Source organism: Paraliomyxa miuraensis (genome assembly GCF_026337845.1).
In the GTDB taxonomy this organism is placed as follows: domain Bacteria; phylum Myxococcota_A; class Polyangia; order Nannocystales; family Nannocystaceae; genus Paraliomyxa; species Paraliomyxa miuraensis.
This window is the reverse complement of the sequence record NZ_JAOVZF010000154.1, coordinates 133,451-146,198: the sequence shown is the minus strand read 5'-3', so window position 1 is coordinate 146,198 and position 12,748 is coordinate 133,451. Positions and strand designations below refer to the sequence as shown.

The 12,748-nt window shown below is 69.3% G+C and carries 11 protein-coding genes; 6 read left to right on the top strand and 5 right to left on the bottom strand.

Translation table 11 applies throughout. The annotated features are described in order from the left end of the window. Window positions 1-44 precede the first annotated feature (44 nt). Window positions 45-626 (bottom strand): hypothetical protein, encoded by a 582-nt coding sequence (locus tag OEB96_RS22815; RefSeq protein ID WP_266218770.1) that lies wholly within the window; start codon window positions 624-626, stop codon window positions 45-47. A gap of 53 nt (window positions 627-679) precedes the next feature. Further along, on the bottom strand, window positions 680-3,823 hold the full coding sequence (locus OEB96_RS22810) for an AsmA family protein (protein WP_266218769.1): 3,144 nt from the start codon (window positions 3,821-3,823) through the stop codon (window positions 680-682). Between the two features lie 353 nt (window positions 3,824-4,176). On the opposite strand from OEB96_RS22810, the gene OEB96_RS22805 reads away from it, so the two are divergent. Then, complete coding sequence (locus OEB96_RS22805) at window positions 4,177-5,544, top strand: alpha/beta hydrolase family protein (RefSeq protein WP_266218768.1); 1,368 nt, start codon at window positions 4,177-4,179, stop codon at window positions 5,542-5,544. 81 nt (window positions 5,545-5,625) lie between these two features. Continuing rightward, window positions 5,626-6,546, top strand: a complete 921-nt coding sequence (locus OEB96_RS22800) for a hypothetical protein (protein ID WP_266218767.1) — start codon at window positions 5,626-5,628, stop codon at window positions 6,544-6,546. On the opposite strand, the gene OEB96_RS22795 is transcribed toward OEB96_RS22800, so the two are convergent. Beyond that, window positions 6,512-7,477: a hypothetical protein gene (locus OEB96_RS22795; protein ID WP_266218765.1), complete on the bottom strand. Its 966-nt coding sequence runs from the start codon at window positions 7,475-7,477 to the stop codon at window positions 6,512-6,514. The two genes, OEB96_RS22800 and OEB96_RS22795, sit on opposite strands and share 35 nt — an antisense overlap. Continuing rightward, window positions 7,467-7,949 (bottom strand): hypothetical protein, encoded by a 483-nt coding sequence (locus tag OEB96_RS22790; protein ID WP_266218764.1) that lies wholly within the window; start codon window positions 7,947-7,949, stop codon window positions 7,467-7,469. The genes OEB96_RS22795 and OEB96_RS22790 overlap by 11 nt, the downstream gene beginning before the upstream one ends. Window positions 7,950-8,120: 171 nt before the next feature. On the opposite strand from OEB96_RS22790, the gene OEB96_RS22785 reads away from it, so the two are divergent. Beyond that, a complete protein-coding gene (locus OEB96_RS22785) occupies window positions 8,121-9,431 on the top strand; it encodes a homoserine dehydrogenase (protein WP_266218763.1) in 1,311 nt (436 codons plus the stop codon). 21 nt (window positions 9,432-9,452) lie between these two features. On the opposite strand, the gene OEB96_RS22780 is transcribed toward OEB96_RS22785, so the two are convergent. Beyond that, window positions 9,453-10,430, bottom strand: coding sequence for a glutathione S-transferase family protein (locus tag OEB96_RS22780; RefSeq protein WP_266218761.1), 978 nt, complete (start codon window positions 10,428-10,430; stop codon window positions 9,453-9,455). 123 nt (window positions 10,431-10,553) lie between these two features. Here OEB96_RS22780 and OEB96_RS22775 point away from each other — a divergent pair, with 123 nt between their 5' ends. The 3 genes from OEB96_RS22775 to glpX all read left to right on the top strand — a co-directional run bounded on the left by OEB96_RS22775 (window position 10,554) and on the right by glpX (window position 12,731). Beyond that, window positions 10,554-11,081 carry a hypothetical protein gene (locus tag OEB96_RS22775; protein WP_266218760.1) on the top strand — a complete coding sequence of 176 codons (528 nt, stop codon included), beginning with the start codon at window positions 10,554-10,556 and terminating at the stop codon, window positions 11,079-11,081. Window positions 11,082-11,095: 14 nt separating this feature from the next. Then, the gene (locus OEB96_RS22770; RefSeq protein WP_266218758.1) at window positions 11,096-11,635 is read left to right on the top strand and encodes an acyl-CoA thioesterase; all 540 of its coding nucleotides are present in this window, start codon (window positions 11,096-11,098) and stop codon (window positions 11,633-11,635) included. Window positions 11,636-11,753: 118 nt separating this feature from the next. Further along, window positions 11,754-12,731: a class II fructose-bisphosphatase gene (glpX, locus tag OEB96_RS22765; RefSeq protein ID WP_456320261.1), complete on the top strand. Its 978-nt coding sequence runs from the start codon at window positions 11,754-11,756 to the stop codon at window positions 12,729-12,731. The last annotated feature ends 17 nt before the right edge of the window (window positions 12,732-12,748 follow it).

The window sequence follows — 12,748 nt, the reverse complement described above, 5'->3', positions numbered from 1 at the left end:
CGGGCGCATGGCCTACTGTAGCGGATGCGGGGCGAGGAGGGCCATCATTCGGTGCACTCGGTCCTGGTGTCCGGGCACAGGTCGACGGTCCACCAGTCCACGGGGACTTCGTCGCATCGGTTGGTCAGGCATAGCTCGCCCAGCGTCCACACGGTGCTGACCACCTCCTGCGGCGGCGTGGACGAATAGCGCCGCTCCACCACGACCTCACCGCAGGACGCTCCGGCCCTGATCACGATGAATTCGGCACCCTCCAGCACGGGCCCTCCCGAGATCGGCGGACGTATCAGCCGCATGGCGTCTCCCTCCATCTCCACCTCGAACGTAGCCGCGGTCACCGGCTCACCCGAGCAATAGTTGAATCCTCGGAGCGTCACGGTGCCAGGCTCGAGGACCATCACATTCTGCGGCCACCCGTGGATCCCCTTGAACCTGGACTCGCCGAGCCTGGTGTTCTCCGCGTCGTGGTAGATGCCATACCAGAGCTCCGGCCAGCCGTCGGGTACCGACGCGGTCTCCGAGTTGGACCCGGGCTCGCCCGTGGAGAACTCGGCCGTGGTGCTCGAGAAGGCGTCCGAGGTGTATTCGGTGACCGGGGCTCGATTGCAGGCGGATGCGATTGCCATCGAAGGCAACGAGACGGCCAGGGCGAGGGCGTGTCGGAGGCGAGCGGAGGCCATCATTCACACTCCGTCCTCGTGCCTGGGCACAGGTCGACGGTCCAGTGGTCATCGTAGGGTGTGTCGTCGCACCCGTCGGTCAGGCATAGCTCGCCCAGCTTCCACACGGTACTCAGCTCGTCGTGCGGAGGCAGGTCCGGGTAGCGTAGTTCCACCACGACCTCGCCACAGGAAGCTCCGGCCCTGATCGCGATCTCAGCGCCCGGTGCCGGGGGGCTCTCGGAACTCGGGGGTCGCAGTAGGTGCATGGTGTCTGCCTGCTGGTCCACCTCGAACGTGGCGGAGGTCTCCGGCTCACCCGCGCAGTCGAACCCTCGGAACGTCACGGTGCCGGACTCGATGACCATCACGTTTTGTGGCCACCCCTCGAACCCCTGGTGCTTGGGATCGCCGAGCCTGGTGTTGTCCGAATCGTAATAGATGCCGTACCAGAGTTCCGGCCAGCCGTCGGGTACCGAGATGGTCTCCGAGCCGGACCCGGGCTCGACCGTCGTGCCCGAGGAACCGTCCGCGGTGTCCTCGGTGACCGGGGGTCGATTGCAGGCGGATCCCGTGGCCATCAATGGCAACGAGACGGCCACGACCGCGCACCGTCGGCCGTGGTTCTCGAGCCCACGAGTGCGTCGCCGTCGACGGCTGGCCATCAGGAGCAACAGCGTGAGACCTCCCCATGTCCCGTCGTGACCGCGTGAGGCCGTGCAGTTGCAGCCTTCGTCCACACCGCCGACGGCCCCGCCGGACGTTGCATCGCCGAGGGTGGCGTCGGCGCTGGTCGTGTCGGGTGTAGCTCCCGTGGTGGGACCGGTGTCGTCGAGCCCCTCGGGTGCGCAGGTGGAGAAGTCGTAGGTACAGCTCGGCGCGCAGCGGAGATCGCCCACGCCGTACCCAAAATCGGTGCAGGTTGGCACGTGGCCGAGCTGCGGGGTCGAGAGATCGTTGCCGTCGCACTCCTCGGAGCCCTCGCGGATGCCGTTGCCGCAGGTCTCGCAGCTCGTGGGAGCCGACTCCGCGCAATCGCGGATCTCGTGGTCGCACAGGGCCTGGTTCAGCTCCGCGTAGGCGACTTCGCCGTAGTTGCAGGCGACGAACCTGGTCATCGAGTCGAAGAAGTCGGCATACGTCAGGGGGTTGGTCCTCACCGCGTACACGAGCGCGAGTCCGGCGGCTTCCTCCGGCGTCACGCATGGGGTCGACGACCCCGGTTGATTGCAGCCGGGAGGCCACGCGACGGGGGTCAACGGCGTACAGTCGTAGGGGAACGTGGGTGCGCAGTAGAGCCCGTGGACGGTATTCCACCATGCCTGCAGGATGCTGAATACGTTGTAGCCCTCGGTGTGGTCACACGCGCACGGTAGGTGGTGTTTCGGGTCCGTCTCGTTCCCGCTCGGCCGGTCGCACACTTGATCGTCGGGGCAGGCGGGATCGTCGTCTCGGAGGAACAGACCGATCTGGTCCTGCTCGCCCATGCACCCCGGAGCATGGACGAGCGCGTTGTTCATCGTGCCTCCCGCCTTCAGGTGCTGCATGATTCCAGGCTCGCCGGTGACGGCCGTGCAAGAGGCGTGCGGCGTGCCCGGAAACAGGCGAACGATCTGCACGATCGCGAACATGTGCGCGATGGTCTCCAGCAGCGGGAGCGCCTCGTCCGTGGTCCCTTCGTCGCAGGTCTGGTCGAGCGGGTCCGGACAATCGACGTAGGACCGGGCCACTCCGGGGGCGAGCGCGAAGTCCCAGTCATGACCCATCTCGTGGAGGAAGACATGAGTCACCAAGTTGCCGGCCTGAATGTCGATGGAGAAGACGGGCTCGTTCTGCAAGCCGACGGCGGGCCGTTGGACGATCTCGGGGAAGAAGTCGTTGACATCATCCACGCCATGCACCATCAGCTGGCTCGCCTGGCCAACCGCTCCAGTGGGTGCGTGGTCATAGGAGACCAACACCCGCGGACGATAGGTCCCCGGGGGGTAGTCGCTCGTCAGCGACATGTCGAAGAACTGCAGCGCGGAGTCCCACTGGCCGAGCGCGAGACGATCCATGAACGCGTAGGCCTCGAGTGCCAGGTGGTAGTGCCGCTGGGCCGTGAACCGCGAGCTGGGCGCACCGTCCAAGAAGTCGCCAGTCGCGTTGGTGAAGCGTTCGAAGTGGCTGGGCTCCGTGATGTCCCCCCACGCGTTGCCCCGCAGATCCACCACGACCACGCGCTCCGTGGCCATCTGCCAGTCACCGCTGTGCTCGTCGAGCGAGCCGAGCAGCGGAGCTCCATCGTGCAGCGCGCCATGGACCAACTCCGGTATCGGCGCGTCCCAGGGCCCGAGGCTCAGATCCTGTGAGCGTACGTCGATCTCGGTCGTATCGTGCAGCGCCTGCGCCGTCCCGTCGTCGAACATCAACAGTTCGAGCAGGTCGTCGGTGCTTGGGTCCGCGTCCACGATCACGCGACCGAGCGACAGCATCCCGTTGGTCGGCACACCGTACCAGCCGATGCGATTGCGCCCCGGCACGGCGACCAACTGAAGGCTCTCCACCTCGATGTCGAAGACGGGGATCCCGAGGCGATCGCTGGTGTGATTCCGGATCGAGAGGACGGCGGCATCGATGTCGGCCTGTGCGTCGGAGTCGACGTACTCGACCCGCGGATCGACGACGGTCCCCTTGAGCGCCACGACCCCGTCCTCGTCGGTCTCGAGGGTGATCAGCGCACCATCGCCGACCACGGGCACATGGGGGAGGCTCGGCGACACGAAGAGGAACTGCCGCAGGCGCTGGGTCGTGAGCCGGCCCTGCGCGACCTCGAAATCGTCGGCCGGCTCGATCTGCAACTCGCTGGTCGTCAACCCATCCGGGAAGCCCAGGTCGCCCTCGTGCTCGGTGATCCAGGTCTCGAACACGGCCGCGAGGTCGTCGGGTGACAGGTCCTGTTCGAACTCGAACAGATGAGCGCGCGACATCCCGATCCCGTGGATCCGCCCGTCGCCGTGGCAGTAGTAGCGGAAGGAGCACCACGGAGCATCGTCGTCGCACGGGTAGTTGCAGCTCGGCCCTGCAAATCCCTCGGGGCATGCCTCGAACTCGGCACCGCTACAGTCGGTCGAGGACGGGAGGGACCGCGGCTGCGGTGGTGGGGCGTCGGCGACGTCGGCCACGGCAGGATGGCTCCCGCACGAGGTCACGAGCACGAGCGACGATGCGGCCAGCAGGCCCGAGCATGGGTGCCGCGAGCGCCCGAACGACGCCAATGACGACGATGCAATCCCGACCATCGGGCACGATCTGTGGAGCGAATTTCACATGTCAACGACGAGACGGAGGATTGTGCGAGCAGAGCCGTCGCCGAGCGAGGAGTGGTACGTCCGATCTCTGGGCTTGGCGGTGGAGCCGCTGTGGTGAACGAGCATCGAGCGTCGTTTCGCGTGGGCTCGCAGCGCGGCGGTGCATCCAGCCGAGTCGACGCTGACCGGGCATGTGCGGGACGTTGGGCTGCGATATCCTCCACGTCATGCTTCGCCGCCGGCCGCTGCCGCTGATGCTCGCCGTCGTGGTCGCCACCCTCGCGGCCTGCACGGACGACGAGACCGGCCCCGGCGACCTCGACATCCTCGAGCAGCTCGAGGCGGTCCCGGGCATGCGGGTGGTCGAAGGCGAGTCCCCCGATCCCGATGCGAGGTTCTTCGAGCTCTACTACCGCGTGCCCAACGACCACCACGATCCCGGCGCGGGGGACTTCGAGCTGCGGCTGACGTTGCTCCACCGCGATCGTGCGGCGCCGATGGTGGTGTACACGACCGGCTACCACAACTACCTCTACGATCGAGAGGTCGAGCTCAGCCGCTTGGTCGGTGGCAATCAGCTCGTGCTCGAGAAGCGCTTCACGGGCGAGTCGCGGCCCGAGGCGGGCTGGTCGGTGCTCACGGCCGAGCAGGTGGCGGCCGATGGGCATCGGGTGGTCCTGGCGCTCGGCTCGATCTATCCGGCCCCGTGGCTCCGCAGCGGCGCCAGCCTGGGGGGCGAGGATGCCCTGTATCACCACTACTACCACCCCGAGGACTTCGCCGGCGTGGTCTCGTATGTGTCGCCGTTCGTGCTGGGGCTGGCGGACGCGCGCTTCGTCGAGCACTTCGCGACGGTGGTGCCCCAGCCCTGCCAGGCGCAGCTGCAGGCGCTGCAGGAGCTCATGCTGGGCGAGCAGCGAGCGGGGCTCGTGGCGGAGCTCGAGGGCAGGGTGGAGGTCGATGCGGTCACGCGGATCGGCGGCTACGATCGTGCGCTCCAGACCCTGGTGCTCGAGCTGCCGTGGAGCGTGTGGCAGGTCTACGATGCCACGCGGTGCGACGAACTCCCGGCGGCCGACGACCCCACGCTCGGGCCGACGGTGCTGCTCGATGTGCTCGACGAGGTGGTGGGCGTCGAGCTGGTCACCGATCCGTTCTTCGAGGCGTACGAGGGCTATGCCTACCAGGCGTATACGCAGCTCGGCCGCCCGGCGCTGCCGCTCGCTCATCTCGACGGGCTGGTCGATGCCGACTACGTCGATCTCGAGACCGTGATCCCGCCGCCGGGGGTGCCGCTGCCCTTCGATGACGGGTTCATGCCGGCGGTGCACGGCTGGGTCGCGCGCGAGGCCGAGGACGTGGTGTTCGTCTACGGTGGGCTGGATCCGTGGGCGGCGGGGAGGATCGAGGCTGGCGGCAACGATGGGGTGGCGATGTACTTCGATCCGCAGGGGAACCACGGAACGAAGCTCGCGGACCTCGGCGCGGAGGATCAGGCGGCGATCGAAGGGCGGCTGGTGGAGTGGGTGGGGGTGGAACTCGAGTATCTGCCGCCGCGGGAGAGATCGGCGGTGCGGGTGCGCGTGCCTCGATAGGGGATGTGGGTCGAGTGGTAGCGGCTCGGTGCGGAATCGCGCCCCTGCGCGGTCCGCACCTGGTACACAACTGTACCAGCCGTGGCGAAGAGCGAGGACGAGTGGCTCGAGGATGAGCAGGTGCTGGCCTTGGCTCTCTACCTCGCGCATCGCAACGAGCGGCTGAGCAAGGGCAATCCCGAGGTGATCGCGTTGAGCGAGACCCTACGGCGTTTGGCCCGGCGCGATGGCCGGAGCGTCTCCGAGAAGTTTCGCAATCCGGCTGGGATGGAGATGCAGCTCAGCAAGTTCCTGGACCTCGACGACCCTACCCAGCACCGGGGGCTGGGCAAGCCGTCGAAGTGGCACCAGCAGATCTGGGCACGGTACATCGATGATCGAGACGCGTTGGATCGCCGCGCCGCCGAGATCACGGGCACGCTGGAGTCGGGAGCCCCTTCGACCCTCGCTCCGAACAGCGTGGCCCGCGAGGCCAGGATTCGGCCATCCCGCAAGGTCTCGGGCGACGAACTCCTTGGAGCGTTCGTACCCCGACCCGAGATCGTCGAGCGCAAGAGCGAGGCGCGATGGGTGGATCCCCTTGCATACGACCGGGCCAATGGTGCTCATGAGAGCACTAGGATCGCACTGGCCCAGCACCTCGAAGCCAATGGCTTCTCCGTCCACGAGGGCACCAAGCCCGAGCTCCTCTACGATCTGGGAGCCAGGCGCGACCCGCTGACGGTGATCGTCGAGGTCAAGAGCCTGCCCGCGATCGGCGAAGAGACTCAGCTTCGGCTGGGCCTGGGACAGATCCTCTGGTACCGCGACCGCTGGCGCGAGGCCACCGACGATCCGTGCGTGGCGGTGCTCTGTGTCGAGCGCCGGCCCGCGCGTGGCGAGCAATGGCAAGCGCTGTGCGACTCGGTCGCGGTGGTGCTCACCTGGCCGGAGCGCTTCGACGTGCTCGTGGCCGCGTGCACGAGGATCAGCGGCGAGCGTCGGACGACCTACCGCCGATGAGCCGTCGGATGGGCGTCAGAACCCGCTCGAGCGGCAGCCAGGCCGCGAACGCCACACCGGACAGCGGATACGGAAACCCGATCCCCATCACCACCCAGATCCCGACGTGCATCGCCCATAGCCCCGCGATCCACCCGATCCCCACCCACCCGCGCCGCAGCCCGATCGGCGCCCCCAGCTCGAGCACCACCGTCCCCACCGCCGCCGCGGTGAACACCCACGCATGCGGCAGCAGCCACGCGCCGAGCGACCACCCCGACTCGCCCACCAGCGTCATCCGCAGGGCCTCGTGTCCCACGTGCAGGCGGACCGCTTCGCCCGAGATCCACGCCCACCCGGCGCCGCGCAGCTTGGCGAGGCCGGCGATCGCATAGGTCGACACGGTCACCAGCATGATCACCCGCAGCGGCCACCCGTAGCGCTCGCTCTCCCGCGGCTGCTGCTCGTCTCCCGCGCGCACGTCCTTGCCCCCTGGCCACCGCACCCGCACCGCATCGGTCGTCGGCGCCACCGCCAGCACCAGCAGCTGCAGCACCATCAGGTGCTCGCCATGCGAGAGGTGCCCCCAGCTGTTGCGATACGACGCCAGCCACAGCACCCCCACTGCGAACGCGGGTCCCACCGCGCGCCGCAGACCACGATGGCCGAGCCCCAGCACCATCGCGATTCCCAACCCCCCGGTGACGCCGATGACCGCCATCACCACCCCCGGCGCGACCATGCCCGACCACGTTGCGATCCCCAGCGGCTCGAACTTCGCGGCGCCGAGCGCCGAGCGACGCATCAGGTCGGGCGCGACCATGGCCAGCCACACGCAGGCGTACAGCCCCACCACCACGCGCACCAGCGCCAGCCTCGACGCCGGCATCACCGGGGCGAGCCACGCAGACAGCCGCAGCAGTCCGCGCTCGAGCGGGCGCTCACCCGCCACGGCTCACCTCGCAGCGCGCATGCACCTTCCGCCGCTGCGGCTCGGCCCCGGGCGCGAAGGCAGCGAGCGTGTCCCAGGTCTCCGTGGCCACCTCGATCGCCACCGGTCGCTCCTCCTCCGGCAGCGCGGCTGCTCGCGCCGCGATCTCCCGGCACAGTCCCTCCGTCCGTCGCTGTGCCACCGCCCGCTTCACCGTGGCCAGCGCGAGCTTGGGGTGGCTCGTGCCCACGATCACCACCGGTCGCAGCGTGTGCTTCCGCCCGGCTGCATCCACCCCCAGCGCCGTCTCCACCACCGAGGTGGGCGCCCGTGCGTAGCCGAACATCGGGTACGTCGAGAGCGGAAAGCCATCCGTCCCGCCGGGTCGCGCGGGCCACCACACGGCAGCGAGCACCGCGGCCGTCAGCACCACCCGCCACCACGCCGCTCGCACCGCGTCCACCGGCGTCGCCGTGGCCCCTGCCTCCTGCACCACCGCACGGTAGCAGGCCCGCGCCGAACTTCGTCCGCGGATCCGGCCATTTTCCGGCGAGCCGCCGTGATGGTCCAATCCCGCGCTCCACTGGCGTCAGGGGCCTTCGCGGGCCCTCGCAGCCTCGCCCCCTTCCGCCGCCGCGGAGCGCTGAGCTAGCTTCGCCCATCGATGAGGACCATTGCCATTGGTCTGTTGGGCGCGGGCAACGTGGGCGGCGGCGTCGTTCGCATCCTGCAGGAGAACCGCGAGAGCATCGAGCGGCGGCTCGGCGCGCGTGTCCAGGTCAAGCGGGTGCTGGTGCGCGACAAGGCCCGCGGCCGCGACGTGAACGTGCCCGACGACTTGCTCACGACGGTGGCCGACGAAGTGCTCGCCGACCCCGACGTGCGGGTGGTCGTGGAACTCATCGGTGGGATCGAGCCCGCGCGCTCCTACGTGCTCGATGCGATCCGCCGCGGCAAGCACGTGGTCACCGCCAACAAGGCGCTGCTGGGCCTGCACGGTCGGGAGATCTTCGGCGAGGCCGCGCGCTGCGGGGTGTCGGTGTTCTTCGAGGCCTCGGTGGCGGGCGGGATCCCGATCCTGCGCAGCCTACGGGAGGGTCTGGCCAGCGACGAGATCCTGCGTCTGCAGGGGATCGTCAACGGCACCTCGAACTACATCCTCGATGCGATGGCGCGCCAGGGCTCGACCTACGACGACGCGCTCGCGGCCGCCCAGGCGGCGGGCTACGCCGAGGCCGATCCCGCCGCCGACGTCGAGGGCATCGATGCCGCGCAGAAGCTCGCGCTGCTGGCCCTGGTGAGCTTCGGTGTGCGCGTGGATCCATCGGCGATCCCCACCGAGGGCATCACGCGGATCCGTCCCTTCGAGCACCAGATGGCCCGCGAATTCGGCTGGGTCGTCAAGAGCGTGGCCGTGGCGCGCAACGATCCCGACGGCCCCCTGCTGGCGGTGTTTCCCGCCATGGTCCCGCGCGGCAGCCTGCTCGCCGACGTGCACGGCCCCTACAACGCCGTGCAGGTCGAGTCGCGCGCCCTGGGCCGCAGCCTCTACTATGGTCGCGGGGCGGGCCGCATGCCCACCGGCGCCGCCGTGGTCTCCGACATCATCGAGGTGTGCCGCGGCCTGCAGTCGTTCGCCGAGGGTCGCCCCCCACCGCAGGCGTTCGCGCGGGTCGAGGAGGCCACCCCCAAGCCCCTCGACGGCGAGCGCAGCGAGAACTATCTGTGCGTGCACGTGCCCAACGTGCCCGGCGTGCTCGGCCGCGTGGCGAGCTGCCTGGGTGCGCACGGCGTCAGCATCCAGCGCATGAACCAGGACACGCCCGGCGAGAACGAGCCGGTGGACATGGTCATCCTCACCGAGACGGTCGAGGAGCACGAGCTGCAAGCGGCGCTACGGGCGTTGGATGCCTTCGACGACGTGCTGGCGCCGACGCATCGACTGCGGATCCTGCCGCCGGATCCGGTGGATTGACGAGGCCCGGGCACCTGCCGCTCACCCTCCGCCCAGCCGCCCCCGTCCGTGCGGCTGTTCGAAGTCGAGCTCCGGCCCGATCGGAATCGTCCCCCGCGGATTCACCGACGGGTGGCTCGTGTAGTAGTGCACCTTGGTCTCCTCCAGCTCGCAGTCCTCCCGCACCCCGGGCAGCTGGTAGAGCTCCCGCGTGTACCCCCACAGGTTGGGGTAGTCGACCAGCCGCCGCAGGTTGCACTTGAAGTGCGTGTGGTAGACGGCATCGAAGCGAAACAGGGTGGGAAACAGGAACAGGTCGGCGGCGGTGATCCGCTCGCCGCACAGGTAGCGCCGCTGCCCCAGCAGTGGCTCGAGCGCGTCGAGCCGCTCGAACACGGCGCGCGCGGCCTCTTCGTACGCCTCCTGGCTCTTGGCGAAGCCGGCCCGGTACACGCCGTTGTTGAGCGCGTGGTAGTTCGCCTCGATCATCGCCTGGTGCTCCGACTCCTCCGGCGAGCCCTCGTCGGGGAACAACGGGCCGAGCCGGGTCTCCCCGCGCACGGTGAAGGCCCGGTCGAATGCGCGGCAGATGTCGAGCGACTCGTTGCTCACGATGGTCTGCGTGCGTCGATCCCACAGCACGGGTACGGTCACCCGCCCCGTGTAGTCGGGCTTGGCGGCGGTGTAGACCTCGTGCAGGAACCTCCGCCCCGCGATGGGGTCGGCGGCGGCGGTGCCGGGCTCGGAGAACGTCCAGCCGCGCTCGCCCATGTACGCCTCGACCTTCGACGTCGACACCACGTCGTCGAGCCCCCGCAGTCGCTGGAACAGCTGGGTGCGGTGCGACCATCCGCAGGCGGGTGAGACATAGAGGTGGTAGCGACCGGGCTCGGCCGAGAAGCCCGATGAGCCGTCCGCGGTGACGGTGCCGCGGAAGCACGAGTCGGCTCGGACGAAGCGGCCCTCGGTGTACGTGCCGAAATCGTCGCTCTTCCACTGGCCTTCGACGAGCAATCCCATGGCGTGTGGGCTCCATCGTCGCCGATCTCGACTCGGTTACGAAGTCTTCGTCGATCGGCCGAGATCGGGCCGCCTGGAGCGAGCTGTGGACTCGACGCGCGGGCCTCGTTTGGTGGGCCCCCCGTGCCTTTGCTACCGTACGCCCGGACGGGCACCACCGTGCAGATCACCTTCGTTCGCCACCCCGACGCTCCCGATCGCATCTACGTGGTCCGCGACGATGGCACCGAGGTTTCGTGGAGCTTCCCCAGCTACGGGGAGGGCCTGCCCCACGATCTCGTCCACCTGCTGCTCGAGCGCCGCTTCGGCCTGCGCCAGGGCTTCTGGGGCCGGGTCGCCGACGGGGTCGACGTGGCACGGATCAACGCTGCCGCCAACCGCGAGGGCGGCAAGGGCAAGTATGCGGGCTTCGGTGACGATCTCCGCGAGCTGTACCTCGCGGAGGCGCTCGCCGGGGCTCCCTGGAGCCTGGCCGAGCTCGACGATGCCGCGCTCTTGCAGATGCTGCATGCGCAGGTGTCATCGACCGGGGCCCCGGCCCCCGCGCTCTCGGTCGCGCTCGTCACCGAGATTCGCGCCGAGCTCGAGGCGGTGCGCCAGCGCTGGCGAGCCCAGGCGCCCAAGGGCGCGCTGCGGTTCGAATTCCCCTGAGGGCGGCCACCATCATGTCCGGACGAACCAGCTTCACCCCCCAGATCGACGAGACGGCGCTGCGATGCGTGGCGCAGGCGCGGATCCTCTACGCCGACACCGACAAGATGGGCATCGTCTACCACGCGTCCTACTTCCGCTACCTCGAGCTGGCGCGGGTGGAGATGCTGCGCAGCGAGGGGCTGCCCTACACGTGGATGGAAGCCGAGGGGCTGGCCCTTCCGCTGACCGAGATCGGGGTGAGCTTCACCTCACCGGGGCTCTACGACGATCGGATCAGCATCCATGCCGCGCTGTCGCGGGTGACCCACGTGCGCGTGAACTTCCAGTATCGGGTGGTGGTGGAGCCCGGCCATCGGGCGGCGACCCCGAACGCGGAGGCGGTGGAGCTGCTGCGCGCCGAGACCCGCCACTGCTGCGTGCGCCGTGACTCCGGGCGGCCGGCTGCGATGCCCGAGGCGCTGGTCGAGCGCCTGCGGGCGATCCAGTCGTTGGGTCGAGCGTCGGCTCGGATGCCCGGCGGCCCCACGGTCGCGCCGTCCGAGGATGGCTGAAGGCGGGCCGAGCGTTTGCTCGCGTTCGCATGTACGCTCGATCGACGGCGCTGGCCCGGATTCTTCGGTATACCGGGGGCACCTGGTCGAGCGGCCGGGTGGAAGAGAGACCCGGCAGATGATGGATCGACGGTTGGTGCTCGAGTTCGTGCGCGTGACCGAGTCGGCGGCGATCGCTTGCTCGCACCTGGTCGGGCACGGAGCCAAGGACGAAGCCGACGCGCGCGCGGTGTCGGCGATGCGCAACGCGTTCGATCGCGTGCCGATCCGCGGCACGGTGGTGATCGGCGAGGGCGAGCGCGACGAGGCCCCCATGCTCTACATCGGTGAGCAAGTGGGGCCGGGTCGCGACGACCTGCCCGAGGTCGACATCGCCGTCGATCCGCTCGAGGGCACCAACCTGTGCGCCGAGGGTCGTCCCGGCGCGCTGGCGGTGCTGGCGGTGGCGGCTCGCGGCCACCTGCTCAACGCGCCCGACACCTACATGGACAAGATCGCCACCGGTCCCGAGGGGCACGGCGTGGTCTCGCTGCGCAAGAGCCCGGCCGAGAACGTACGCGCGCTGGCGGCCGCCAAGGGGCGCAAGCCCAGCGGGATCACGGTGGTGGTGCTCGAGCGCGACCGCCACGAGGGCTTGGTCCGCGAGCTGCGCGAGGCCGGGGCACGGGTGTTCCTCATCTCCGACGGCGACGTGGCCCCGGCGATCGCGACCTGCATGCCCGAGACGGGGATCGACATGGTCTACGGCACCGGCGGCGCCCCCGAGGGGGTGCTGGCCGCATCGGCGCTGCACTGCCTGGGCGGCTGCTTCAAGGGGCGGATGAACTGGCGCAGCGAGGCCGAGCGAGACCGTGCGATCGACATGGGCATGAAGGACCCCGACCAGTACCTCGAGCTCGACGACCTGGTGCGAGGCGAGGTGATCTTCGTGGCCACCGGTGTGACCACCGGCCCCCTACTCAAGGGCGTGCGCCGCGTGGGCGACCGCCTGTTCCTGCAGACGCTGGCGATGCGCTCGAGCACGGGCACCGTGCGCTACGTGGAGACCTCGGTGAAGGCGGAGCGCTTCGAGATGTACGCCAAGAACGGGGGGTAGGGCTCGTTCCGGGCCGA

Coding starts and splice junctions, on each gene's coding strand:
- OEB96_RS22815 (WP_266218770.1), bottom strand. CDS start 626: ATGGCAATCGCATCCGCCTGCAATCGAGCCCCGGTCACCGAATACACC.
- OEB96_RS22805 (WP_266218768.1), top strand. CDS start 4,177: ATGCTTCGCCGCCGGCCGCTGCCGCTGATGCTCGCCGTCGTGGTCGCC.
- OEB96_RS22785 (WP_266218763.1), top strand. CDS start 8,121: ATGAGGACCATTGCCATTGGTCTGTTGGGCGCGGGCAACGTGGGCGGC.
- OEB96_RS22780 (WP_266218761.1), bottom strand. CDS start 10,430: ATGGGATTGCTCGTCGAAGGCCAGTGGAAGAGCGACGATTTCGGCACG.
- OEB96_RS22770 (WP_266218758.1), top strand. CDS start 11,096: ATGTCCGGACGAACCAGCTTCACCCCCCAGATCGACGAGACGGCGCTG.
- glpX (WP_456320261.1), top strand. CDS start 11,754: ATGATGGATCGACGGTTGGTGCTCGAGTTCGTGCGCGTGACCGAGTCG.